This window comes from Bacillus cereus group sp. MYBK5-2 (genome assembly GCF_051915685.1).
Classification (GTDB): Bacteria; Bacillota; Bacilli; order Bacillales; family Bacillaceae_G; genus Bacillus_A; species Bacillus_A cereus.
The window spans coordinates 20,338-46,535 of sequence record NZ_JBQAFE010000001.1 but is presented as its reverse complement, the minus strand read 5'-3'; the positions used below and the strand labels follow the sequence as shown (position 1 = coordinate 46,535).

Genomic DNA, 26,198 nt, shown 5'->3' with positions numbered 1-26,198 from the left:
CGCTATATTTATGTTTAGACTGTCGTTTTAAAGCTATATTCCATCTCTCCAGCTAGTGCTGCTGGGGTATCATCCGTTTTTCTGAAATCATGTGTGTATATCAATTCAAACGAACCAAAATCTACTTGTTTATAAAATTCATAGCAAGGGAAACCATCATGTACACCTTCAATATTCACAGTACCACTTTCATTAGCTCGTATAGTCAAAAAATAATCAGCTGCAGGTGCTGCTGCGTTTAAAGGATTACTTGCACTTGCTCTCATTTCAAATGAAACTTCATCTTCACTCCATACAATATTTGTACATACAATGTTTTCTGTACTTGTTTCTCCCTTTTGATACTCAATTGAGCCATCTGAATTTGTAATCTTCACGGTGACGATACAAGCATCTGCATATGTGAAAATTTCTCTTTTATAAAAATCAATATTCACTTCTTGTTCTAACCTTGAACGCTTTGTGTTCACAGCTTGTGGTGTAAACTCACGTGCATCTCCAGCATATTCAAACACTCTTCCTGTTGTAGGGTCCTTAATAGGTTCCAGCGATGCATACGGTGCAAATACACTCCCTCTAATTTTCACGATATTAACCATGTGAAACCTCCATTGATTCTATATTATATAAATCATTATTTGTTCTACCGACATAATATAGTCAATTTGATTGACTATATTATGTATAGTACAATAGGTATTACATATAGTCAACTTAATTGACTACAAGTGCGGAGGTTATATATATGGATCAAACATTTAACGAGTTAGATCTTACATCGCTTTTATCATTATCATTTAGCACATTAATTACTGAGCTACATGACAAATTAAGTGAATTAGGATTTGAGGATATTAGGCCAGCACATGGTTTTATGTTCAAACGCATCCTTCCTAATGGGGCAACTGGTATAGAGCTAGCTGAGTATTTGGGGATTTCCAAACAAGCTGTAAGTAAAATGGTGGATTCTCTTGAGAGTAATGGCTACGTTACACGCAAAACACATCCTACTGATAAAAGAGGTAAAATCATCGTTTTAACCGAACGTGGTTTGTCAGTAATGAAAGCAAAAGAAGAAATAGTAGCTGAAATAGAACAGCGCTGGATTGAAAACATAGGTATAGAACGAATGCAAATACTGAAAGAGGATTTAACAACATTCGTTACTAAAGAAAATACAGAGAAATTATCATCAAATATACGACCTGTCTGGTAAACAAAAACTCCATATAAAAACGAATCCATTTTGATTATTTTTTTTCAAAATGGATTCGTTTTCTACAATAATATATTTATTACTCTCGTTTCATCTCTATCATTAACCCTAACTATTTGAGTCTCACTATTTGGTAAAAATATGATATAATTTCCCTTCCTCACATTCTTCCAAATAACTTTCCCTTCTTCATCCGTTTTCCCTATTGAAATCCCAATTTCTTTACTCGGCTCAGGTGATTCGTCTTTCATAAGTATAATTTCAAAACTTTTTATTGGCTGTTTTTCTTTATTTTTCACGTGAAAAGTTACATAATTAACAACCTTACTAAACTTCTTTTCATTATTTGCTATAGAACTAGACATTATGATAATGACCAATATACAACATAAAATCCATATAAGGTTATTATATTTATTCAGACCATTTTTTAAGATTATTAAAAACATCGTCTGTCACCCGGTTTCCAGAATTCCAAGAACTACTTCCTACTGTATGGGTAGCTATTATTGTTACACCCGTACGAGAATAGTCATGCTATACAGGTGCTCCACTTTGACATCCATAAGTGTCCATCCTATATGTTAACATTCTAGGACTAGTGCCTTCAATTGGTCCATAATCTGTCCACATAGTATATTTTTCATTTCCTACTTTATCACACGGATACCCTGGAACTACTGCGAGTAACCCCTTTGGAGACTCTACGTTAGTAGTTCTATATCCTAACCAACCTGTATAATCTCCAGGAGATCCATTTAATTTAATGGCTCCATAATCAAATTCCGAATCTCCATCATCAGTCCATCCACTTACTGAATAAAGCTTTGTCCAACTATAAGGCAAATACGGTGCTTGGTTTCCATTTCTACCAGGAGTCACAATAACATTTTTTGCCCATCCACCAAGCTTTTTATTATAAACACAGTGCCCAGCTGTAAATACTGTATCTTTACTAATTAGCGCTCCTGTACATCCATAAACTTCTTGTCCATTAAATTGAATTACTAAGTGTACTATAGCCCTATAAGGATACAAAGTTGTATCAGTAACTCTAATTCGATCATCTCTTCCTATTATAGAATGTGTAAGAATATTAGATGGATAATTAAAATTACTGTCTCTTAATAAGTATCCCCAATCTTCCCCACCATGTTTACGCCCTTCAAATGAAGGTGAAACAAGATCTTCTCCCCTTCGATTATTACTATACAAAGATTGTTCTTGAAAAAGTACACGTTCTCCCTCATTTGAAACTGATGTCCACGGTACATCTTCTGCATACACCTTCTGATTCACCAAAAATACTGTACAAAAAAAGATAAAAAGAACACCAAAACTATAAAGAGCCAACCTACATCTTATAGAAATAAAGCTATCCAACATAACTTACCTCCTATACAAATGATAGCGAACAATTGAAGATCCCTTTATAAATTCTAGGTTTTCTTTTTTCAGAAGTCAATGTAATTAATAATGATAATCATTATTAATTACATTGACTTAACAAAATCACACAATTATTATATTCTTTACTCTGCGTTCAAAAATCTGTCTCATTAAAGGTTCACTTTATTACATAAACCCGTAACCTTCTCCACAACCAACTCCGCAGTATTCTCCTCCGGTGTCATCAATAAATTCGTAACCGGTCCATACACAACAGGGTTTAATTCCACTTCATACCCACCATATGAGAATTCTTCCTTCGTTGGTAAGTAACCAATATATCCATTCGTATATCCACCAAAGAAAGCTAATTCATTTTGAAGATTCTCTTTCACTTCTAATGCCGTTTCCGAAAAAGGTTCCATCGGTACACCTGAAAACATACCATCATTAACTTGAAACAGTTGCACTTCTAAATTGATACTTAACTGCCGAATACCTTGCTTATATTTCTCTAAAACGATAGTAAGCCATTCATCCGTATTCACACCCCACTGCTCTTCAGCTAACTGGGCCATGCTTCGTATCTCATCAATTTCAGGAATATCCTTCAACTTCATTTGCATCGTACTCGAAACTGTTCTTACATTTACAATCGGGCTATAAATAACTGTTGGAAGCATCGTTAATATATGTCCACTAAGTATGTGAGCCATTTGTTTTAATGCTTTCCTTGAACCTCGATACTTCGCATTCACATTACCAGCAGCACCTTGAACAATCATAACAGGACAATTTACGGTCTTCTCAAGAATCTCTCTTGTCATCCCCGGATAGTCTGCTGATAATACATCACTATCACCTTTTAAAACATTCGGATGCGCCGTACAAAATACTACAATCCCAGATAACTCCTTCGTTTCAGCATCTCTTATTGCTAACATGCCAATTCGTTTATCTACAACACCACCTATATTTGTGCCCATCTTTGCTCTTCCATCAGATGTTCGCTCTCTTCGGTTGACCCCAATATCACCTGTCGTAACACCCCAGCCTACTTCGCATCGCTTCAAGTTTTTATTCGCAGTAACAGCACCGTGTACTACATTATTTACTAAAATCGTTTTATACGACTGTACGAGCGGATTATCACCGACCGTTTCTGGACCAGAGTGGGTATGTGTATAAACAACTGTTATTTGCTCAAATGGAACATGAAGTTCTCTTGCTACTCGCTCACGAATCATATTCGTATCTTCTATTAACATTCCAATATTATCAATGCTTATAAACACAGTTTTCATTTCATCTTTTTCAAATACAAAAACCGTTCCATAAATACGTTCTTCAATATTATTTATTCCTGTCTCTCTATGGTATCCGACAAAATCAATACCTATAGGCGGCGTAATATCCACCTTACCTACCCCTACTTTGCCCATTTGAACCTCTCCATTTCTCTATGTAACTCCCTTTTTTCAAGAATAACATATTTAACTTAGTTCCAAATAAAAAGAACGGACACAGTATCCTATGTCCGTTCTTCCCCTCACACATACTTCCGATGCACCATCTTCCCATCATAAGAAAACACAACGCCCTTACTCTCCACAATAGACTCCATATGCACCGTTCTTCCCCATAGCTGATGAAGATATGGTAATACCTTTTCTAAGTATTTTAAATCGAGCTCAATTCCTTCGTAACTATGTTTAATGTATAATTCTCCGTTCTTTAAGTAGTCTCCATCTTCTACTACTAAGTACGGGAACCCACCATTTGTCCGCATATTTACAAGTTGATCACGCACATTTTCCCATTCTTTATCTATTACTTTATATTCTTTTCCTTGGCGCTGGAATAAGTACATATCTTCTCGCATAACAAGATCTTTATTTAAGTAGTTTCTTAGGAACGATACGTCCCATTCAATTTCGCGTACTTCAAACATTTTGTCACGGCCAGATCCTGGTTTTACGCCTCGTCGCTTCATTTCTTCTGTTGGATTGTTGTACCGTTCTTCAATATCTTCAAAGATTTTAATACCTAGGTAGTATGGATTAATGCTTGTTTTTGATGGCTGTACAACACCTGCATTTAATTTCGCAAATTCAATAGCTTCATCAGAGGTTAAGTCCATTTCACGAAGTATGCGTTGATGCCAGTAGGATGCCCAGCCTTCGTTCATGATTTTCGTTTCAAGCTGTGGCCAAAAATATAACATTTCTTCGCGCATCATCGTTAATATATCACGCTGCCAATCTTCTAACTCACGGCTATATTCTTCAATAAAGAGCAGTAAATCTTTCTCTGGTTGTGGTGGAATTTTCTTCTTTTTACGCACATTAGAACGTTCCTGCTTTTTATTGCGATTATCTAAATTCCATAAATCATCGTATTGCGACACCTTTTTCTTTTCTACTTCTTCATCTTCTAAATCATCAATACTCCATGCGAGCTTCGGACGCATAAGCGACGGATCAATATGCTCTTGAATGGCAAGTACGGCATCTAAAAATGTTTCTACCTCTGCCTTTCCGTACTTATGCTCATACGCTTTCACACGGTCCGCTGTTGCCGCCATACTCTCTACCATATCTCGCTTCGTATTTGAAAAACGAATATTATTTTTGAAGAAATCACAGTGTGCTAAAACGTGCGCTACAATTAATTTGTTTTGAATTAAAGAGTTCGTATCTAATAAAAAGGCGTAACATGGATCAGAGTTAATAACGAGTTCGTATATTTTACTAAGTCCTAAATCGTATTGTAATTTCATTCTGAAAAATTGTTTTCCAAAACTCCAATGTGAAAACCTTGTCGGCATCCCATATGCACCAAATGTATAAATAATTTCCGCTGGACATATTTCATAACGCATCGGATAAAAATCAAGCCCAAATCCAGTCGCAATTTCCGTAATTTCCGCAATCGCATATTGCAGTGCTTTATCGTCACTTGCTCTCATTATTTTCCCTCCTTACACTTTCCCTTAAGAAAGTGTATGATGAAGAACAAGCTTTCATGAGGATTGATTGCATAATAAAAAGACACCCCCGCAAAAACGAGAATGTCTCATCTATTAACCTTCAATAATCTCCATCTTCTCCGTAATCGGAGTACGAGCTTTTCCTTCTGGTGCTTTATCGAAATAGCCGATATGAAGAATTCCAACGATACGTTGGCCTCTTGTTAAACCGATTCCTTCTATAAATAATGGATTGTAGTTTAATCCGCCTGATTTCCAAACACAACCTAATCCACGTTCCCAAGCAAGAAGTTGGAAGTTTTGCATAAATGCACATGTTGCAGCGTAATCTTCGTCACGCTGAATTTGACGTGGATCTTCATTCATATATACAACGATTTGTGCAGGTGTGCTTAAAAAACGATCTGATAAAATTTTACCGCGTTTCGCTCTTTCTTCTTCTGTGAAAGAGTTTAATACTGCGTCTACTAATTTCTTGCGGCCTTCTCCGATGTATAGTTTACAATTCCATGGTTCACGGTGCTTATGATTAGGTGCCCATGTTGCGTCGTTTAATAGTTCAATTAATAAATCTTTTTCTACTGCTTTATCTGTAAATGTACGTACAGAACGTCTTTCTTTAATCACATTTGCGATGGAAGTATATGTAGTCATATTTATCTCTCCCTTATTTTTATCTATATGTATAAGTTTATCGTTAGTATTGATATTGATTTTCAATTTCGATTATACCTTAGTTTTTTACTATTAATCAATGTTTTATGTTGGAAAACTTCTAAAAACGTCATTCCATGCTGTGAATAAAAAAACTTAACTTGTTCACAAGTATTTCACATTTTATGGAAATGATATGTGTACAGTTTTCTACATTATCCATCTAGGAGGAGTTTACATGTACAAAAAAATCGCTGTTTGTATGACTATGGCAGCATTATTATGCGGGATATCCACCTTCCCTATATCCGCTGCCACGCCAAAAGAAGTAACACTGCATCACCATAACCCAATTTCAGAAGAAGAAATGCAATCGCTAGAAAAACTCGGCTATAACAAACATGAAATTTGGAAAGCTGCTCATATTGCAAGAATTAGTAATAAAGAAATAAAAGATGTTTTAGCTTACTATAAGCAAAATAAATCTTGGGAGAAAACAGCCGAGCATTTCGGTATAGATCCAAGTAAGCTGAAAAAGCATCATATGAATAAAGAAACAAAGCAAGCACTGCTACAACAGTTAGCAACTATGCAAAAATCCACACCGGATCAGCTAAAGCAAAAAATGAAAGAATATAACATCAAATTGCGTCATCTTACTGTGTTAACAATCATCTCTCAAAAAAGCAATACTCCTCTTGATGATGTATTAAAGATGAAAAAAGATGGAATGGACATTAAACAAATTGCCGAAAAATTAAATGTAAAAAGAGAAGATATACGAGCGGAAATGATGAAATTAGTGAAGTCGATTAAGGAAAAGAAAACAAATTAATATACCAAAAAGGAAGAGATTTTCAATACTCTTCCTTTTCTTTATGAACTTTCAATTTTCAAGTATAAATTCCCGTCTTTCCCAAAAACTAACACAAGTAAATGATGTAAGTTAGGGGTGAGAAAATGTTCGGTTTATCATCTAAAAAATCAAAAAAGACTAATACAAAAACACTTTGTTCTATCCCAGAATTTATACAAACCATGAAAGAATCAAGCGATTTTGTCTCTTATAACATACTTAAAGATGAAACGTTGTGCTTGTTTTATTATAAATCTGTCGTGGAAGCACTTATTATTAAACAATTTATTTTAACTCCTATAAAAAAAGAATCGGAACAAATCCAAAACATCTCTGATTTATGTAATATCATCTCTATTGAAGACATTATTACCTCCCCTTCTATTGATGATATTCGTGAAAAATTATTAGGTGGATATATTTTAATACGCTTAAAAAACAATTCGAATCCTGATCAATATGCTTTAATTCGTGCCGAAAGTACTGTTTTAGGAAAACGATTATATAACGATACAGAAAATGAGTATAGTGTAATCGGGCCTAAAATCGGTTTCGTTGAAAACCTTGATACAAATATCCACTTATTGCGCCGAAATATCGTAACGGAGCAACTCATTTTTAAAGAAGTTACCGTCGGATCTATATCAAAAACGAAAGTAGCAGTTGCTTATATAGAAGGAATTACAAATGAACAATTTGTCAACACCGCAATTCAACGGCTAGAAGACATTGACTTTGATGTCCCATTTGATTCAACTATGATTGAGCAATTTATTAGTGATAATAGCAATTCACCTTTTCCTGTTCTATTGCCTACAGAACGATTAGATCGAGCTGTATTTGCATTAATTAACGGGGAAGTTTTAATTTTAACAGATGGCTCTCCATATGCTTTATCAGGACCAACAACGTTACTGGATTTTTTCATTTCACCAGAAGATTATTATTTACCGTGGATGATTGGATCGTTCTTTCGTATTATTCGTTTTTTCGGAGCTATATTTTCTCTTTTTTCCTCCGCTATTTATACAGCGGCTTTAACATATCATTATCAAATGATCCCTGCCGATTTACTAGGTCCTATTATTTTCTCGAGAGCTAACGTACCTTTCCCTCCTATTCTAGAAGCACTCTTTTTAGAAATTACAATTGAATTGCTCCGTGAAGCGGGAGCGCGTTTACCGACAAAAGTCGGACAAACAATCGGGATTGTTGGGGGGATTGTAATTGGCCAAGCATCCGTGGAGGCAGCTTTGACAAGTACAATTTTATTAATTGCAGTTGCTTTATCCGCTCTTGCATCTTTCACAACACCAACAGTAAAAATGTCTTCTACTATCCGGTTGTTACGCTTTCCGCTTATTCTTTTAGCCGGTGCATTCGGAGGATTAGGCCTCGCTGTCGGATTTGTATTTATTTTAGCTCATTTAATTAAATTAAAATCACTTGGATCACCTTATTTGTTACCTTTATATCCATTTCGTGGTTTAGGTACAGCAGAAGGTTTTCTTCGATTACCATTTAGTCAAACGGCACAAAGACCTTCTTTTCTTAGACCAAAATCAAAATGGCGCTACAATCCAAACAAATCGAAGCAAAAACATGATGGTGAGAATGAATGAAGAAAATTTTATTGCACCTTATTATCATTATCTTCTTCATTTTACAAACTGGCTGTACACAAACGTATATAGTGGATACGCAGCGTATTATTCATGTCGCTGGATTTGACATCACTAAAAACAAAAGATTCCAAGGAACTATTCTCTTCCCAGAGTACACACATGGTGTAAAGTCTAAACCAGAAACTCAATCAACATCTGCCCGTTCACTTGAGACAATCGCTTCACGATTAAATGCAAAATCACCTCACAATGTCGTTGTAGGTCAAATGCGTGTCGTCCTATTTGGAAAGGCTCTAGGAGAACGCGGAATGGGAGAGATTATTACTAACTTACAACGTGACCCAAATATCGGGCGCGATGTACAACTAGCAATTGTAGATGGATCAGCTGAGGAACTTTTAAATTACGGAAAAAAAAATGGATCTTTATACATTGCTGATTTACTTGAACAAAATATCCGAAATGAGAACATTCCACAAACCGCATTAGACATTTTTTTATATAATTACTACTCTTCTGTATGTGATGCCTATGTCCCTTATCTTAAAATGGACGATAATCATTCCGTCGCTGTCAAAGGACTTGCTTTTTTAAAAGGCGATAAAGTCGTTATGTATACGGACAAAAGACATTCTGTTTTAGCAAAATTACTTATTAACCCTACGAAAAATGGACGTTACGAAGCAGCGATAACAAAGGATAAACATAAAGGTATGGTTGTTATACAAAACTTAGCTGGGGAAAATAAGTATGATATAGATCAAACCGGCGACATACCAAAAGTAAAAATCAATTTAAAATTAAATGGATTAATTAAAAACTCTCCAAATTGGATTGATCTAAGAGAAAAAACAAATATCAACTATATAAAAAAACAAATTGAAAGAAATGTTGAAAAAGACTGTGAAGATTTAATAAAACAATTTCAAGAAAAGAAAATTGATCCTTTAGGAATACGAGATGAAATTAGAAGCCGTACGAGAAAATGGAATATAAAACAAATTCGAAATATGTATCAAAATGTAGCGGTGGATATAAATTTAGATCTTAATATTGTACAATCTGGAATCGGGGAATAGTGAGGTGAAATGAGCAATGAATACAATGAATAAAACAAAAACTGTCTCTCCATATTTTGCATTTATTTTATTGCATTCTCTCCAAATCGGAATAGGAATTCTCGGATATCAACGTGTAATTTTGAAAAATGCAGGTTATGATGCTTGGATTTCTCTTATTATTGCAGGTATTGCAACTCATATTGTACTGTTTTGTATGTTAAAAATGCTTGAAAAAGACGGAGATTTAATTAGCATTCATACAACAACCTTTGGAAAATGGATTGGCTCTATATTTTCTGTAATTTTCACTCTCTATTGCTTATTATTTTGCCTTACTGTTCTTCGTACATATATGGAAGTAATACAAGTTTGGATCTTTCCTACCATTAAGTTATGGAAACTTACCCTAATGTTTTTATTGGTCACTTACTACATTATAAAAGGTGGCTTCCGTTCTGTGACAGGGATATGTTTTTGGGGTATTGTTCTTCCTATGTTCGTTGTATTCTTTTTAGTCTATCCGATGAAGTATGCACATTTTCGTAATATTTTACCTATTTTTACGCATTCCCCTTTCGACATACTTGTGTCAGCAAAACAATCTGCATTAGAATTTCTCGGATTTGAAACAATTCTTATCTTCTATCCCTTTATTGAAAAAGGAAAATCTTTAAAAAGATGGGCTCACGCAGGGATTGTTTTTAGCACTCTAATTTATGTAGTTTTAGCTATTGTATCATTTATGTATTATAGTGAAGGACAATTGAATCACACTATTTGGCCTACTTTAACGATGTTAAAAATAATTAAAGTTCCTTTTATTCAACGGTTCGAATATATTATTATTTTTGTTTGGTTTTTAATAATTTTGCCGAATCTTTGTTTAACTATTTGGTCATCATGTCAAACGATGAAGCGTTCCTTTCATATTTCATTTAAATTTACACTACCATTTTTTATTTTCATCGTTTTTACAGCTTCTTTATTTTTTAAAAATCGGGAAAGTATCAACGCATTAAATACTGTACTATCTCAAGCGGGATTGTATATTGTATACGCTTATATCCCAATTTTATTTCTAGTTCATTCGCTAAGGTGGCGCTTCAAAAATCAGTCAAAAAAATCTTCAACCGATACACCGTAATCTCTGATACAATTTGATTAATACATTTGTAAAGGGGACAAGCGAATGAAAAAGTATGTATTTTCTTTACTTGCAGTACTAAGCTTAATTCTTGCTGGATGCGGAAGTACTGGTACAAATGACCAAAAATCTTCTGAATCAAAAAAAGAAGAACATGACCACGCATCGCACACTCAGCAAGCTGACATTCAAGAGAAAACAAAAGGAGTCGACACACTTCCGACCTTCCTAGATAAGCTTGATCCACAAATGAAAGATATCTACACCGTCGCTGGACAAAATGCAGAGCTATTAGATTGGATTCCATGCTATTGTGGTTGCGGCGAAAGTGTAGGACATAAAAATAATAAAAACTGCTTTATCCGTGAAATTAAAAAGAATGGTGAAGTTGTTTGGGATTCCCACGCAACGACTTGCGTCAATTGCCTAGAAATCGCAGTTGAATCTGCTTCCATGAAACAAAAAGGAAAATCAACGCTAGAAATTCGTAACTATATTGATAATAAATATAAAGAAGGCTATGGCAAACCAACACCTACGCCAATGCCAAAAGCTTAAAAAACGAGGAAACTCCTCGTTTTTTCTTTTCATTCACTTTTTTTCTTAACAAATTCTTTCAAGTGTATTTCCCCTTACTTATCACACACTATATATAACTCTCGGTAAGGAGGGTACACAGTGCAAACATATAACGACTATGATAAAGCTCTCTATTACACGTATTGCTGTAATTGGGATAAATTACTCGTTCTCATGGTTCAAACGAACGATCAATTATTTTCTAAGCGTATTGAGCATTTTTTACACGCTTATCAATACAGCAAGGAACTACCAGAAGTTGATAAACAATTGCAGCTCCTATTTCAATATATTGACCACGCATCCCAAAAGTCGCATGTAGAAGAAGTAGAACAAATTCAAATGTAAACTATAGCGCTATTCTCTTCCGGAGAATGGCGCTTTTTTAAAATGTTTATATCAATAAAAGTTTCTCCTTATAAAACTTTTATTGATAAACATATTTTTTCTTTCTTTTCCATACCACTTCATACTATAATTTAGTATGTAACTATTATAAGAGAGGTATAAAATATGGGACGAGAAAAAAAGCAAGAATATGCTTTACTTACCGCATGGGGAGCTTCTTTTATCGCTACACTAGGAAGTCTGTACTTTTCCGAAATCATGAAATTTGAGCCTTGTGTTCTTTGTTGGTATCAACGTATTTTTATGTATCCATTCGTTTTATGGCTTGGTATCGCTGTAGCAAAGAAAGATTATCGCATTGCAAGTTATTCTTTACCAATTGCAAGTATTGGTGCTTGTATTTCTTTATATCACTATGCAATTCAAAAAGTCGCAGCATTTTCAGCTGCTGGGGCAGCTTGTGGACGTGTACCATGTACGGGAGAATACATAAACTGGTTCGGCTTTGTGACAATCCCGTTTTTAGCACTTATCGGCTTTATTACAATCGCTGTTTGTAGCTTTATTGTCATCAAAAACAAATAAGGAGATGAAAGAATGAAAAAAATGCTTATATTTGGTGGTATTATTATCGCCTTGTTCGTGGCAATTTTCGCTGTAACACAAATGGAAGAAAAAAATGCTACTAGTCAAAAGATTGATAATCCTACTGAAAGTAAGACAAACGGTCCTGACTACTACACAAATAAAATTTCTCTTTCAGATCTTCAAAAGAACTTAAAAGAGAAAAAAGAAGAAACAGTATACTTTTATCAAACATCTTGCGTTCATTGCCAAAAATTATCTCCTGTCCTAGTGCCAATGGCTAAAGACTTAAACGTTGATATGAAAGTTATGGATATTGAAAAATTAGATGCTCCTTGGGATGAATATAAAATTCAAGGTACACCAACAATCATTCATTTTAAAGATGGCAAAGAAGTGAGCCGTATTAGCGGTGAACAGCCGAAAGACAAATTAAAAGAATGGCTTGAGCAAACGAAAAAGTAACGAGAAAAGGAAACTCCTTCTACACATGAAATGGGCGTAAAATCCCACACTAATGTATAAGGAGGGGGTTTTATGCCAGAAGTAAGATGTTCTGTTTCCAACTGTTCTTTTTGGGGACAAGGTAACTTTTGTCAAGCAAGTGCGATCATCGTTCAGCCTGATGCAGATGAAACTGGTCAAACTGAAAATGATTCATATACAGCTGCCGTTTTAACAAACGAAACGCTAGAAAGTTCTGTAGCAACGAGTGTAGAGACTTGTTGTCATACATTTAAGCCTAGATATTAACAATTATTCCACCTCATATACGTGAGGTGGTTTTTTCTTTCTCTCTTCTTGTTTACGTCATCTCTAATTCTCCCTATAATAAAGTTAACATTTTTATGAATACGAAGGTGAAATACTATGGCTAAAACAATTGCAGATATCGCCAAATTGGCTGGAGTTGCAAAAAGCACAGTCTCTCGTTACTTAAACGGCGGATATGTAAGTGATAAAACAAAACTTAAAATCGAAGGTATTATTCAGGAAACAAATTTCTCTCCCAATACATTTGCTCAAAGTTTAAAAGCAAAAACAACAAATTTAATTGGTGTCATCATCCCCCGATTAGACTCCTTCGCTACAATGAAAACACTTATCGGGATCGATAAAACATTACAGGAAAATAACTATCAAATGCTTGTAGCAAATGCAAATCAAACAACCGGAACTGAAATACAAGCAATTGAAAACTTTATAAAACAAAAGGTAGCTGGCATTATTTTATTAACAAAAACATTAACGAATGAACATCAAAAAATTATGGCTAATTCAAACATCCCTATTTTATTCGTCGGGCAAGAATATAAAGATCAATATTGCCTCGTTCACGATGATTATGATGCAGCTTATGAGTTAGGGGCATACGTTTTATCGCAAGGCCATCGACATATTGCCTATTTAGGGATAGAAAAAGATGATATTTCTGTTGGAATAAATCGAAAAAATGGTTTTCAAAAAGCAATTGAAAATTTAGAACCGACTTGCAACGTTTCATATTACGAAACAACTTTCCGCATAGAAGATGCCATGAAACAAGTACAACATATTTTAGATAATAATCGCCCAACTCTTATCGTATGTGCTACAGATAACATCGCTCTTGGCGCAATGAAAGTCATTCACTCCCACTCTCTTTCTGTACCAGGTGATATTTCTGTAACAGGATTCGGTGGATATGATATTTCAGAAATGGTACACCCTAGTTTAACGACAATTGCGTTTGACTATGAGTATGCTGGAAAGCTTGCTGCCACTTCTCTTTCACAGCTTGTTGAAAACAAAACTATACCAAAAATATTACACTCTCGTTATACATTAAAAATCCAAGAAAGCGTTGACAAAATATAAAGGCGCTCTATAATAAAATTAAAACCGGTTCCACATTTTAAAAACAGGATTTTCAACATCATTTCCCTGTTTTTTATTTTAACCTTTTGCGGAACCGGTTCCACAAAAGAAAATTTATAGTAAGGGGGAATTTTTATGGATATGAAACAAATTGCAACTCAAGTAATACAGAATATTGGTGGAAAGGAAAACATTGTTCGTGCCACACATTGCGCGACTCGCCTTCGTCTTATATTAAAGGATGATACGAAAATAAACGCTGCAGAAATCGAAAACATCGATGGAGTAAAAGGTGCTTTTGCAACGACCGAGCAATATCAAATTATTTTTGGAACTGGCATAGTAAACAAAGTATATGATGAATTCTCAAAACTAATTGGAATAGCCGAACTAGATTCTACAACATCAAACGATATACCTAAGAAAAAAATGAATCCTATCGCCCGCCTAGCAAAGACACTATCTAATATTTTTGTTCCAATTATTCCAGCTATCGTCGCAAGCGGTTTACTTATGGGTCTACTCGGAATGTTGAAAGCGTTTAAATTAGTTCCCGGAGATCACTCACTTATCCAATTACTTGATATGTTCTCAAGTGCAGCTTTCATCATTTTACCTATTTTAATTGGAGTTAGTGCCGCTAAAGAATTTGGTGGAAACATTTTCTTAGGTGCAGTTGTTGGTGGTATATTAACTCACCCAAACTTAACAAATCCTTGGACTCTTTCAAATGCAAAACCCACTGTTTTACATTTCCTTGGTATGGATATTGATATGATTGGCTATCAAGGTACTGTTTTACCTATTTTATTATGTGTATATGTTATGAGTACAATTGAAAAAGAACTTCGAAAACGTGTTCCGAACTCTTTAGATTTATTAGTTACACCATTCTTAACAATTATTATAACTGGCTTTTTATCACTTATTATTATCGGACCAATTGGATATAAAATCGGTGACGGCATTACGTACCTTTTAAATACAATTTATCAATTTGCAGGACCAGTAGCTGGACTTATATTCGGTGGATTGTATTCAACAATCGTTCTTACTGGCTTACATCATAGCTTCCACGCTATTGAAGCGGGCTTACTCGCAAATAAAGATATCGGTGTCAATTTCTTACTCCCTATTTGGTCAATGGCGAACGTTGCACAGGGCGGTGCTACTTTAGCTGTCTATTTCAAAACAAAAAACAAAAAAACGAAAGAAATTGCAATTCCAGCAGCAGCTTCAGCATTTTTAGGAATTACAGAACCAGCTATCTTTGGTGTCAATTTAAAACTTGGTAAACCATTTATTGCAGCAGCTATTGGCGGCGCAATTGGAGGCGCTTACGTTGTTTGGATGCAAGTAGCGGCTAATGCATACGGTTTAACAGGTATTCCGATGCTTACAATTGTTGCACCTCTTGGCATGATGAACATGATTCACTATATAATTGGTTTCGCCATTGCAGTTATCACTGCTTTTGTTGCCACATTCATTTTATATAAAGAAAGTAAATAATAACGGGGTGAAAACCTATGTCAAAATATAAAACAATACTGCAATCTAATAAAGACGAATTACATTCTTTATATGAAATTGCAAACCAAGATTCATGGAAACCAATTTATCATATCCACCCACCATTTGGATTAATGAATGATCCTAACGGTGTATCATACTACAATGATGAATATCACGTTTTTTATCAGTGGTATCCATTTGGTCCCATTCATGGAATGAAGCATTGGGGGCATGTGAGGTCAAAAGACCTTATTAACTGGGAGCGTATGCCTGTAGCCATCATCCCTACTGAAAGCTATGAATCACACGGTGCATATTCTGGTAGTGCTATCGTAAAAGATGGCCTTCTTCATCTACTTTATACAGGGAATATAAAAAAGCCTGATGATTCCCGTGATGCAAAACAATGTATGGCAACAATGGATTCACAATATACGATGACGAAATATAGTAATAATCCTGTTATTGATATAATTCCTGACGGATATACAAAACATGTACGTGATCCAAAAGTCTGGAAACATAATGATATGTACTATATGTTACTCGGTGCCCAACGTGAAAATAAAACAGGAACTCTATTACTATACAAATCACAAGACCTATACAATTGGCATTTCCAAGGCGAAATTACAACAAACTTAAAAGAATTCGGATTTATGTGGGAATGCCCCGATTACTTCCAATTATCAGGGAAAGATGTACTTCTCTTTTCACCGCAAGGAATTGAAAAAGACGGAGAAAACTTTCACAATGTATACAATGTCGTTTATGCTATAGGCCATTTCGATATTAAAAATTTATATTTCCATGTTGATTCCTATTACGAAGCTGATAAAGGATTCGATTTTTATGCCCCTCAAACTTTAGAAGACTCTACTAGTCGTCGCCTATTGTTTGCTTGGGCAGGATCAAGTGAAATCACATATCCTTCTGATGATTATATGTGGGCTCATTGCCTAACACTTCCACGTGAATTAACATTAGAAGATAACATCTTAAAACAAAAACCAGTTTCAGAATTAACAAAACTACGAACAACAAAAAAAGACATTTCAGGAGATATAACAGCTGGATTAAATGTATTATCAACGCTTGATGATGAAGACTCCTATGAATTAATTGTTACACTTAAAACAGAAGATGCAAAGCGTTTTGGTCTTTCTCTCTTCCACAATGAGGAGGAATGTTTCCCCATTACATTTAATCGGGAACAAGGTACTATTTCTATAGACAGGGGCAACTTCTACCATCAATTTGGCGGAGAATATGGATTTGAACGCTGTAAAAAAATCGATATTCAAGATACGATAGAACTACAAATATTTGTAGATAAAAGCATCGTGGAAATTTTCTTATACGATGGTTCAACAGTCTTTACGTCCCGAGTTTTTCCTCGAAAAGACATGAAACATCATATCGCAATCTTTTCAGATGCAAAACTAAACTTTACCATCACACAATATAAGCTGAAAAGAGGGATTGTATGAGAAATGTCTTTTGTATAGGTGAACTATTAATTGATTTTGTGTGCCGAAATACTAATGTTTCTTTAGTAAACGGTTCAGATTTCGAAAAAAAAGCTGGTGGAGCACCCGCTAACGTTGCTGCTGCGATTACAAAATTAGGTGGACACGCTACATTTATGGGGCAAGTAGGAAACGACCCATTTGGTGAGTTTCTTGAACAAACTTTACAGCGTGCGAAAGTCGATACATCCATGCTCATAAAAGATAAACAAACAACACTTGCATTCGTATCCATCGATCAAGATGGCGAACGTGATTTTACTTTTATGCGTGGTGCAGATGGTGAATATCAATTCAATAGCATTGATTTATCAAAAATACAAACGAATGATTTAATACATTTCGGTTCAGCGACAGCTTTACTATCAAGCCCATTAAAAGAAACGTATTTTCAGTTGTTACAATATGCGAAAGATAAAGGGCATTTTATTTCTTTTGATCCAAATTATCGAAGTGCACTCATTACAAATACAGAACAATTCTCTCAAGATTGTCTAACCTTTATAAAACATGCACACTTCGTAAAAGTAAGTCAAGAGGAAGCTACTATGCTCTCTAAAGAGAGTGATTTACAACAAGCTGCACTCAAATTATTAAATTATGGCGCAAAAGTAGTAGCTATTACACTTGGAAAAGACGGTACCCTTCTTGCGACAAATGAAGGTCAAACTATTGTCTCTTCTATTTCCATTCAACAAGTCGATACAACTGGTGCTGGTGACGCTTTCGTTGGAGCAATGTTATATCAGATTGCCCAAAGTGAACATACACTTTCGTATCATTTCAAAGACTTAACAGCATTTATCTCCTTTGCAAATAAAGTAGGCGCTATCACATGTACAAATTACGGTGCAATTGCCTCTCTTCCATCATTAACAGATATAAAAGCATACGATTAATCGTATGCTTTTTTTACATTCCTCTCCAAAAATCATGCATAATAAAAAAGTACAAAATAACGAGAACGGCCGTCCCGCATAGGGTAATGCGCCGATATATACTCTTCTCTCCTTCCCTCGCTTTCACAAACGCCCAAATAAATCCGAAGAATAATATTAAATCAACATATGGAACATAAAAAGAAAAGACGAGAAACGCATATAAATACACGATAAATAAACAGGTCGTTACTAAGAAAACTTTAAACGCAAATTCACTTTTCATAATATAACCGCCCCCTATCTGTACTGTATTATATTCAGCAAAATACAATAGTTGCAGTTAAACTCCAAGTATAAATAAGCTACCGTCTATAATACGGTAGCCATTACGGAACATTGTATTTCCGTTTATATATATTACTTAAAATCGAAGAAGGAATTTGCTCGTAACGAACTTTCTCTCCTGTTTCATCTATAATATACGAATTGTTTCCTATATAATATATTCCATCTTTTCGTTTTGAGTACACTGAATATCTTTCATTTGGCAATACCGTTTTCACTTTCGTTAACTGTCCATTTGGTTCTTGCCAATATATATCCGCGCGGTCTACTAACGTAAGTACTCCAATTTGTTCTTTTTCTATTTTTCGACCATTCCAGCTCACAACGCGATAACCAAGTTTATTCGCTTCATATTCGGGGCTCGTATGAAAACGAGAAATGATTACTTTTGTTTGTAATTGTACTCGGTCATATAACCATTGTATATCCCTGTCATGCATACGAATACAGCCATTTGATTCCCTACTTCCAATCGTCCATTCCCGGTTCGTCCCGTGAATTGCATATTCATTCTTATCTAGTCCAAGCCACCTCGTACCAAGAGGGTTATTCGGTGCACCCCCAGGTATTTTTTTTCGATGGTATTCTTTATTTTTAAATTTAGTTATAATACAAAAATTACCTTCAGGCGTAGGTGTACGATCTCTTCCAGTCGTTACTGGAAATGTTTTTGTGTAATTTCCATTTTCAAAAAAAGACAACTGGTTCGTCGTAAGATTTACTAATATTAAATGATCTGTATTAGCAAAAGCACTAACCGGTAGGATGAAAAATAATAGTATGATGAAACATAACTTTTTCAGCTATATCCCCCCTAGCGCTCCCTATAATAAGTGGAATTAACATTACTTTGCTCTTATAAATGAAAACTATCCATTTACAATAACGCCCCCATTTACATGTATCATTTGCCCAGTAACATAGGATGAATCACCAGATGCCAAGTATACGTATGCCGGCGCTAATTCATATGGTTGACCAGGTCTTTGCATCGGAACATTGCTCCCAAACTGAGAGACTTTCTTCTCATCAAAGCTCGATGGAATAAGCGGTGTCCAAATCGGGCCTGGTGCAACACCATTTACACGAATCCCTTTTTGCACTAACGATTGAGAAAGTGATCTTGTAAAAGCTACGATTGCTCCTTTCGTTGCGGAATAATCAATTAACGTTTCATTTCCTTCATATGCAACGATAGATGCCGTATTTATAATGACATCCCCTTTCTTCAAATGAGAAAGAGCTGCTTTCGTAACGTGAAAATAAGAAAAAATATTAATACGAAATGTTTTTTCTAGCTGTTCTGCTGTAATATACTCTAGCCCTTGCTGCGGATATTGCTGCGCGACATTATTTACTAAAATATTTAAACTACCTAACTGCCGGGCGGTCTCTTCCACAATATCTTTACAATGCTGTTCATTACTCAAATCCCCCGGCAACAATACACACTTTACACCTTCTTTTTCAACACGTTGTTTCGTCTCATTTGCATCTTCTTCCTCATCTAAATAAGCAATCGCAACATTTGCTCCCTCTTTTGCAAAAGCGATGGAAACTGCTCGTCCAATTCCGCTATCTCCTCCCGTAATTAACACATTCTTCCCTTTTAACTTTTCACTTCCTTTATAGTTTGCATCTTCAAACTGCGGAAGGGGGCTCATTAATGATTCAATACCAGGCTGCTTATTTTGATGTTGCGCAGGCATTGTTATAAAGTTTTTTTGCTGTGGCATAGCTGCTTTCAACTCCTTTTCCTTAGCATGTGCACAATAAAAAGCTGAAATTCACACATCGGTTTACGATTAATATTCGAATTTAAGACACAAAATATGAATTGTTATAAACTTTTTATGCAAAACTATTGCAAAATAGATAAAAAACGAATATTATATATAACTGTTGTGAAAATTATTCGTAAACAGAAAGGATGTTTATATGTTTAACCTTTCAAAACATAGAACTTCTATTAAAACTGAAATTATGGCAGGTATTATTACCTTCTTAACAATGGCATATATCATTGTCGTAAACCCTGTTATCCTTGGAGATGCAGGTGTTCCATTTGAACAAGCATTTACAGCAACAATTATTGCTGCTGTTGTCGGAACATTATTTATGGCAATCTTTACAAACTTACCAATCGCAATCGCGCCAGGTATGGGATTAAATGCTTACTTCTCTTACTCTGTTGTAAAAGCGCATGAAGGCATGACTTTCGCAATTGCATTCTCTGCTGTATTCGTAGCAGGTATGATTTTAATTTTGCTATCATTTACATCTTTCCGTACAAAATTAATGGAAGCAATTCCTGAAAACTTAAAACATGCAACTACTGCTGGTATCGGGCTATTTATCGCCTTTATCGGTTTACGTTTAACAGGTATCGTTACAAAAAATGATGCAAACTTAGTTGGACTTGGTGATCTTCACTCTGCTCCAGTACTACTAGCATTAGCTGGACTTGGAATTACAATTGTCCTTATGTCTTTAAATGTAAATGGCGCACTATTTATCGGAATGCTATTAACTGGTATTATCGCTTTCTTCACGGGACAATTATCATTCTCAAACGGTGTTACATCAATGCCTGGTTTACCAGAAGGAATTATCGTTTCAAATCCAATTACTGCTGTATCTGACGTAATTAACTACGGATTATACGGCGTTGTATTCTCATTCTTCCTTGTTACACTATTCGATACAACAGGTACATTACTTGGCGTTGCACAACAAGGTGGATTTATGAAAGACGGAAAGCTTCCAAAAGCAGGACGAGCTCTTCTATCTGACTCATTCTCAGCAACTATTGGTTCTATGTTCGGAACGACACCATCAACAGCTTACATTGAATCATCTGCTGGTGTTGCAGCTGGTGGTCGTACTGGTTTAACAACTGTTACAGTAGCGGTTCTATTCGCACTAGCAGCATTCTTCGGACCATTAGTAAGTGCCGTTTCTGGTGTATCAGCTATTACTGCTCCATCATTAATTATCGTTGGTAGTCTTATGATGGGTTCAGTTCGCCACATCGATTGGGACGCATTTGATGAAGCATTCCCAGCATTTTTAGTAATCTTAAGCATGCCACTTACATCAAGTATCGCAACAGGTATCGCACTTGGATTTATTTCATACCCACTTATGAAAGTGGCAAAAGGTAAATTCCGTGCTGTTCACCCACTTGTATATGTATTTGGAATTTTGTTTGCTTATCAATTGATATTCTTACCACATTAAAAAAGTAGAGCATCGAAATCCGATGCTCTACTTTTCTTTTATAACAATCATTCAAACTATAAAGGCACCTCCAAAATATGAAGGAGCTTATAACCTTTTAATACTTCTCTTCTACCTGTAATTCTTTACTATACTTTTGAATGAACACTGATGAAATAACCATTACTATGCCCACACTAAAACCAATAAGTTGATCTAATAACATTTCATCATGAATAAACCAGCGAAGTAAAAATACACCCCCAAAAATAAGCATCATGATAAATCCAGTATGTCTAAGCCCTTTATATACATTTTCCATATGTATCACCTCTCCACATACTTTTATCCATATTATACCATAATCTAAAAACGTGTATAACCAACATTCGGTATTGAAACCAATAATAAAAAGACTGCAGAGAACTCCATCTCCACAGCCTAATATTTATTTTTGCAAAAACGCCTGCAAATCTGCAAACTGTCTCTTTGCATCTTCATAGCCTTGCTCATATAGATTTTGTAGTTTTTCTGTATCTTTTTCCATACGATCTACTTGAAGCGGTACTTCTGGACGAATAACAAATAAATTCCCAGCTTGTTCTTCTTTTTCAATATAGTGAAGTGTTTCATTATACACTTCATAACGATTTAGCATCGTGTTCACAAGGTTCGGATATTTTTTATAAGCTTTCGCAGCAATCCACCCAAATCTTGATTTTTTCTTTGCGTAACCATGATTTCTCGTTAAAATTACGACTGATTTTTTAAATCCATCTTCCTGTGCTTTACGAACTGGAATTGGATCAGAAATCCCGCCATCTAACAGTTGCTTACCACGATAATTTACTACTGGTGCAATGAAAGGCAATGAACTAGACGCTTGTAATAAATTTAGTGCATCATCATTCGTTCCTTCTTTTTCAAAATAAACAGACTGTCCTGTTTCACAATCCGTCGTTCCTACAAGGAAACGTTCTGGGCTATTAAAGTATGTTTCAAAATCAAACGGCACATGCTTTTCTGGAATTTCATGAAAAATGAAATCCATATCAAATAGCTGACGTTTTCTCCATAAATTTTTATACGATAAATATTTCGGATGTGATGCATACTCAATATTGACCGTTTTATTTCTATTTCTTTGTCTGGAAAGATACGACGCTGCATGACAAGCACCAGCTGATACACCGATTACATATGGAAAATATAAATCTTGTTCCATAAAGTATTCTAATATCCCGCCCGTGTATACACCACGCATACCGCCGCCTTCTAATACTAACCCCGTATTTTCAAGCATGTTACTCTCTCCTCTATATATATTGACTCTTTAATTATTCACCATGTTAAGTATCTTTTTCTATTATATATGAGTTCTTTCAGAAATTATATTTAAAAGCCTTGAGAAAAAGGAGTTTTTTCTTCCAATTATATTTCCAAATGACCGGAGACATCCTTTATAAACCTTTGAATAAAGTCTTGCTCTTCTTTCGTATATCCATCTAAAAGTAACAACCACTTTTCTTCAGCTTGCTTATGCAATTTTTCATGAGCTTTATATATTTCATTCCCACTCTCCGTTAAGCTGAAGAAGATTTCTTTTTGATTATCTAACATTTGCATCTTCTCAACGAATTGCTTTTGAAACAACTTTGTACAAATTTTAGAGATTGCTCCCTTCGTCATGCCCATTTCTGTCGTAATTGCCGTTACATTCATCAAACCATTTTTTCCGATACATTCGATTACATGTAACTCAGATAAAGACATACTACTTACGCCTGTCTCACGAAGAAACTTCTCATTTTGTCGTTTTAAATGTTCTTCTTTTTTATGCAAAAGTGTACGAATGTCCGAAAGTATTTCCATTTGCTTCATTGCATGCTTCAATCCGTTCGCCTCCTAAGTTTCCAAAGAAACAATTTAACTATATACCATTTTAAAACCATTTTTTCATCTTTACAAGTAAGAAAATCATGTTAAAATAAATTTGGTTTCCTAGGAAACCAAATCACAAGGAGGTTAACATGATGAAAAACTCTAAACTAACTTTTATTTTATATGTTGTCTGTATTAGTGCCTTATTCGGTTCCTTCACGCAAAATATTTACACACCTATCTTACCGATGATTCAAAATTCTTTTCACACTTCTCTTTATCTTGTAAATATAACCGTTTCACTTTTCACATTCGTTCTTGCAATTATGCAGCTCGTATATGGACCTTTAATTGATACAAAAGGAAGAAAATCTGTCCTTATTCCTAGTTTAGTCATTAGTACAATTGGTTCAATCGGATGTGCTTTTTCGGCAAACATTTATTTATTTCTCTTTTTTAGAGCTGTTCAAGCTATAGGAATAGCGGCTATACCTGTAGTTTCAGCAACGATTATCGGCGATTTATTTGAAGGAAAAGAGCGCGGAGAAGCGATGAGCCTATACCAAATGTTACTTGCCCTCGCACCTGCAATGGCTCCTCTCATAGGCGGTTATCTTGGCAGTATACATGGTCACTTATCTGTATTTCTCTTTTTATCTACACTTGGCATTATCTTATTAATTATAAACATTTCACTACTCCCAGAAACAAAGCCAAATATAATTAAACAAGCTAAAGCACAAAAGAATTACTCTCTTATCTTAAAAAATAAAACTGGATTTTCTATTACTCTTATTGGCTTCATTCAATTTTGTATTTACTTTTGCTTTCTCGTTTTTTTACCGAGTATTTTAACAAATTCATTTCATTTAACTGTAAATAAAATTGGTCTTATGTTTGTACCAATGTCTCTTTCTATCATGCTAGGAAGTTTTTGCTACAAATTTTTGCAAAAACGCCTCACAACAAAGCAAGCTTTATTTATTACGAGTTTCTTCAATATTATATGTGTCGTTTTATTCTCTTTCATATATAACATCAATATCCCATTCATCATTATCGTTACATCTTTGTACGGTTTTAGTATGGGACTTTCTATGCCAACTCACACCACTTTATTAACAGAAGAATTCGTACAAGAACGCGCAACAGCTATCGGTATGTACAACTTCATCCGCTATCTTGGTATGGGCACAGGGCCACTTATAGGTGGATTTCTTTTATTTAACCAAAATTACTTTTGGATTTTCTTCCTAGGCGCAATTATGTTTTTACTTGTAATCTTATATACAATGAAAATGCTAAGCCTTCATGCTGTACAAAAATTAAAATAGAGCCCCAAAAATGTCGGCTCTATTTTACCCTCTTTGATCCGCAACAATATGAATATCAATATACTTTGTTTGTCTCATAATTTCATTTACAATAGAACCTTTTCGAATTTCTTCCCACCGCGTTCTCGCTGATTGCCCAAGTAAAATTTGTGTTACTTGCAATCTTTTCGCGACTTCAATAATAACATCCGCTGGCTTTCTTCCCTTTGCTTCTTCTAATACAAAACTTGCATCAAATTGATTCGTGAGCGCCTTCCACTCTTCAATCGTCTGCTTTTTTCCAGCTGAAATAGAATCTATATTTTCCCTCTCAACGTTTAATACGTACAATTCAGCATTTAACCGATCAGCCATGCGCCATCCCCGTCGTATTAATTTCTCCGCTGTTGAACTGTATTGTACACAAACAAGAATTTTTTCTTTTACGCCAATCGGTTCTATTACTGTTTGGCTAATTTTCTCGTCCATATCATCCGCAACTTCTCGAAGTGATAATTCCCTAAGTGCTCCTAAATTATTAAGTGTAAAGAAGTTTTGTAAGCTTTGCTGAATTTTTTCTTCTTTATATATCTTTCCGTCTATTAGTCTCTTCCTTAATACCTCGGGCGTTGCATCAACGAGCTGAATTTCATTTGCTTTTTGTAAAATAAAATCTGGAATTCGTTCTCTTACTTTTACATTCGTAATTTGAGCTACAATATCATGAACACTTTCTAAATGTTGAATATTAAAAGCTGATAATACCGATATACCAGCCTCTAACAATTCCTGCACATCCATATAACGTTTCTTATGTTTAGAACCAGGAACATTACTATGCGCAAGTTCATCCACTACAACTACTTGCGGCGCGCGTTTTTTTATTCCTTCCACATCAAGCTCATAAAATACCTTTCCTTTATACTGTATTTCTTTCAAAGGAACTTTTTCTAAATCAGCAATTGCTTCTTCCGTCTCTTTTCTTCCATGCGTTTCAATTAAACCAATTACAATATCAATTCCATCTTTTTTCATTTCCCTTGCATCAAAGAGCATTTTATAACTTTTTCCTACGCCTGGAGCTGCTCCTACATATAGCTTTAACTTTCCGCGATTTTGCTGACGAATATATTCTAAATATTCCTCTGGCGTTCGCCTTTGAAACTTCGGTTCATAATCATCTGCATACAAAATAAACACTACCTTTCATTC

General features: G+C 35.1%; 28 protein-coding genes and 1 pseudogene. 16 read left to right on the top strand and 13 right to left on the bottom strand.

The genetic code is table 11. The features are described from left to right. Positions 1-14: 14 nt before the first annotated feature. On the bottom strand, positions 15-599 hold the full coding sequence (locus ACTFP3_RS00365) for a DUF3238 domain-containing protein (RefSeq protein WP_000247267.1): 585 nt from the start codon (positions 597-599) through the stop codon (positions 15-17). 146 nt (positions 600-745) lie between these two features. Here ACTFP3_RS00365 and ACTFP3_RS00360 point away from each other — a divergent pair, with 146 nt between their 5' ends. Further along, entirely contained in the window at positions 746-1,216 is a 471-nt protein-coding gene (locus ACTFP3_RS00360) for a MarR family winged helix-turn-helix transcriptional regulator (RefSeq protein WP_016121932.1), read from the top strand. 62 nt (positions 1,217-1,278) lie between these two features. Here ACTFP3_RS00360 and ACTFP3_RS00355 read toward each other — a convergent pair whose 3' ends face one another. From ACTFP3_RS00355 to ACTFP3_RS00335, 5 genes and pseudogenes are all read right to left on the bottom strand, one after another. After that, a complete protein-coding gene (locus ACTFP3_RS00355) occupies positions 1,279-1,665 on the bottom strand; it encodes a DUF2606 family protein (protein ID WP_440009016.1) in 387 nt (128 codons plus the stop codon). Continuing rightward, positions 1,631-2,602, bottom strand: a pseudogene (locus ACTFP3_RS00350) (trypsin-like serine peptidase). The gene ACTFP3_RS00355 and the pseudogene ACTFP3_RS00350 overlap by 35 nt, the downstream one beginning before the upstream one ends. Positions 2,603-2,775: 173 nt before the next feature. Next, positions 2,776-4,047 carry a neutral/alkaline non-lysosomal ceramidase N-terminal domain-containing protein gene (locus ACTFP3_RS00345; RefSeq protein WP_149149330.1) on the bottom strand — a complete coding sequence of 424 codons (1,272 nt, stop codon included), beginning with the start codon at positions 4,045-4,047 and terminating at the stop codon, positions 2,776-2,778. A gap of 107 nt (positions 4,048-4,154) precedes the next feature. After that, on the bottom strand, positions 4,155-5,573 hold the full coding sequence (spoVR, locus tag ACTFP3_RS00340; RefSeq protein ID WP_001202693.1) for a stage V sporulation protein SpoVR: 1,419 nt from the start codon (positions 5,571-5,573) through the stop codon (positions 4,155-4,157). A gap of 114 nt (positions 5,574-5,687) precedes the next feature. Continuing rightward, a complete protein-coding gene (locus tag ACTFP3_RS00335; protein WP_000214821.1) occupies positions 5,688-6,248 on the bottom strand; it encodes a nitroreductase family protein in 561 nt (186 codons plus the stop codon). 238 nt (positions 6,249-6,486) lie between these two features. On the opposite strand from ACTFP3_RS00335, the gene ACTFP3_RS00330 reads away from it, so the two are divergent. From ACTFP3_RS00330 to ACTFP3_RS00270, 13 genes are all read left to right on the top strand, one after another. Continuing rightward, positions 6,487-7,083, top strand: coding sequence for a hypothetical protein (locus ACTFP3_RS00330; RefSeq protein ID WP_069604139.1), 597 nt, complete (start codon positions 6,487-6,489; stop codon positions 7,081-7,083). Between the two features lie 125 nt (positions 7,084-7,208). Next, positions 7,209-8,726, top strand: coding sequence for a spore germination protein (locus tag ACTFP3_RS00325; protein ID WP_440009013.1), 1,518 nt, complete (start codon positions 7,209-7,211; stop codon positions 8,724-8,726). Next, positions 8,723-9,808: a Ger(x)C family spore germination protein gene (locus ACTFP3_RS00320; protein WP_440009011.1), complete on the top strand. Its 1,086-nt coding sequence runs from the start codon at positions 8,723-8,725 to the stop codon at positions 9,806-9,808. The genes ACTFP3_RS00325 and ACTFP3_RS00320 overlap by 4 nt, the downstream gene beginning before the upstream one ends. Before the next feature lie 16 nt (positions 9,809-9,824). Next, a complete protein-coding gene (locus tag ACTFP3_RS00315) occupies positions 9,825-10,934 on the top strand; it encodes a GerAB/ArcD/ProY family transporter (protein ID WP_001095034.1) in 1,110 nt (369 codons plus the stop codon). A gap of 45 nt (positions 10,935-10,979) precedes the next feature. Continuing rightward, positions 10,980-11,492: a PCYCGC domain-containing protein gene (locus ACTFP3_RS00310; RefSeq protein ID WP_000761026.1), complete on the top strand. Its 513-nt coding sequence runs from the start codon at positions 10,980-10,982 to the stop codon at positions 11,490-11,492. Positions 11,493-11,612: 120 nt separating this feature from the next. Further along, positions 11,613-11,861: a YhdB family protein gene (locus ACTFP3_RS00305; protein WP_001195459.1), complete on the top strand. Its 249-nt coding sequence runs from the start codon at positions 11,613-11,615 to the stop codon at positions 11,859-11,861. 165 nt (positions 11,862-12,026) lie between these two features. Further along, on the top strand, positions 12,027-12,446 hold the full coding sequence (locus ACTFP3_RS00300) for a disulfide formation protein C (RefSeq protein WP_000532263.1): 420 nt from the start codon (positions 12,027-12,029) through the stop codon (positions 12,444-12,446). Positions 12,447-12,458: 12 nt separating this feature from the next. Further along, positions 12,459-12,911, top strand: coding sequence for a thioredoxin family protein (locus ACTFP3_RS00295; RefSeq protein ID WP_000738450.1), 453 nt, complete (start codon positions 12,459-12,461; stop codon positions 12,909-12,911). A 72-nt stretch (positions 12,912-12,983) separates the two neighbouring features. Continuing rightward, positions 12,984-13,199: a DUF1540 domain-containing protein gene (locus ACTFP3_RS00290; protein ID WP_001115482.1), complete on the top strand. Its 216-nt coding sequence runs from the start codon at positions 12,984-12,986 to the stop codon at positions 13,197-13,199. Between the two features lie 117 nt (positions 13,200-13,316). After that, positions 13,317-14,303 (top strand): LacI family DNA-binding transcriptional regulator, encoded by a 987-nt coding sequence (locus tag ACTFP3_RS00285; protein WP_001140402.1) that lies wholly within the window; start codon positions 13,317-13,319, stop codon positions 14,301-14,303. Between the two features lie 135 nt (positions 14,304-14,438). After that, positions 14,439-15,815 carry a sucrose-specific PTS transporter subunit IIBC gene (locus tag ACTFP3_RS00280; protein ID WP_000367318.1) on the top strand — a complete coding sequence of 459 codons (1,377 nt, stop codon included), beginning with the start codon at positions 14,439-14,441 and terminating at the stop codon, positions 15,813-15,815. A 17-nt stretch (positions 15,816-15,832) separates the two neighbouring features. Beyond that, positions 15,833-17,308, top strand: a complete 1,476-nt coding sequence (gene scrB, locus ACTFP3_RS00275; protein ID WP_000049750.1) for a beta-fructofuranosidase — start codon at positions 15,833-15,835, stop codon at positions 17,306-17,308. Continuing rightward, positions 17,305-18,246, top strand: a complete 942-nt coding sequence (locus tag ACTFP3_RS00270) for a carbohydrate kinase family protein (RefSeq protein ID WP_074047470.1) — start codon at positions 17,305-17,307, stop codon at positions 18,244-18,246. The genes scrB and ACTFP3_RS00270 overlap by 4 nt, the downstream gene beginning before the upstream one ends. A 13-nt stretch (positions 18,247-18,259) precedes the next feature. Here the strand turns inward: ACTFP3_RS00270 and ACTFP3_RS00265 are convergent, their stop codons facing one another. The 3 genes from ACTFP3_RS00265 to ACTFP3_RS00255 all read right to left on the bottom strand — a co-directional run bounded on the left by ACTFP3_RS00265 (position 18,260) and on the right by ACTFP3_RS00255 (position 20,309). Further along, positions 18,260-18,511: a hypothetical protein gene (locus ACTFP3_RS00265; RefSeq protein ID WP_000834195.1), complete on the bottom strand. Its 252-nt coding sequence runs from the start codon at positions 18,509-18,511 to the stop codon at positions 18,260-18,262. Positions 18,512-18,614: 103 nt separating this feature from the next. Further along, positions 18,615-19,376: a L,D-transpeptidase gene (locus tag ACTFP3_RS00260; RefSeq protein WP_326035740.1), complete on the bottom strand. Its 762-nt coding sequence runs from the start codon at positions 19,374-19,376 to the stop codon at positions 18,615-18,617. A gap of 66 nt (positions 19,377-19,442) precedes the next feature. Beyond that, positions 19,443-20,309 carry an SDR family oxidoreductase gene (locus ACTFP3_RS00255; RefSeq protein WP_001136261.1) on the bottom strand — a complete coding sequence of 289 codons (867 nt, stop codon included), beginning with the start codon at positions 20,307-20,309 and terminating at the stop codon, positions 19,443-19,445. A gap of 202 nt (positions 20,310-20,511) precedes the next feature. On the opposite strand from ACTFP3_RS00255, the gene ACTFP3_RS00250 reads away from it, so the two are divergent. Next, the gene (locus ACTFP3_RS00250; protein ID WP_440009007.1) at positions 20,512-21,813 is read left to right on the top strand and encodes an NCS2 family permease; all 1,302 of its coding nucleotides are present in this window, start codon (positions 20,512-20,514) and stop codon (positions 21,811-21,813) included. Between the two features lie 97 nt (positions 21,814-21,910). On the opposite strand, the gene ACTFP3_RS00245 is transcribed toward ACTFP3_RS00250, so the two are convergent. The 3 genes from ACTFP3_RS00245 to ACTFP3_RS00235 all read right to left on the bottom strand — a co-directional run bounded on the left by ACTFP3_RS00245 (position 21,911) and on the right by ACTFP3_RS00235 (position 23,685). Next, positions 21,911-22,114: a hypothetical protein gene (locus tag ACTFP3_RS00245; RefSeq protein WP_000432810.1), complete on the bottom strand. Its 204-nt coding sequence runs from the start codon at positions 22,112-22,114 to the stop codon at positions 21,911-21,913. A gap of 126 nt (positions 22,115-22,240) precedes the next feature. After that, positions 22,241-23,095: a patatin-like phospholipase family protein gene (locus ACTFP3_RS00240; protein WP_163093089.1), complete on the bottom strand. Its 855-nt coding sequence runs from the start codon at positions 23,093-23,095 to the stop codon at positions 22,241-22,243. A 128-nt stretch (positions 23,096-23,223) separates the two neighbouring features. After that, a complete protein-coding gene (locus ACTFP3_RS00235; RefSeq protein ID WP_086412674.1) occupies positions 23,224-23,685 on the bottom strand; it encodes a MarR family transcriptional regulator in 462 nt (153 codons plus the stop codon). 140 nt (positions 23,686-23,825) lie between these two features. Here ACTFP3_RS00235 and ACTFP3_RS00230 point away from each other — a divergent pair, with 140 nt between their 5' ends. Beyond that, positions 23,826-25,007, top strand: coding sequence for an MFS transporter (locus ACTFP3_RS00230; RefSeq protein ID WP_086385339.1), 1,182 nt, complete (start codon positions 23,826-23,828; stop codon positions 25,005-25,007). Positions 25,008-25,031: 24 nt separating this feature from the next. On the opposite strand, the gene kdpDN is transcribed toward ACTFP3_RS00230, so the two are convergent. Beyond that, the gene (gene kdpDN, locus ACTFP3_RS00225; RefSeq protein WP_074619043.1) at positions 25,032-26,186 is read right to left on the bottom strand and encodes a KdpD-like non-kinase potassium sensor; all 1,155 of its coding nucleotides are present in this window, start codon (positions 26,184-26,186) and stop codon (positions 25,032-25,034) included. Positions 26,187-26,198 lie beyond the last annotated feature (12 nt).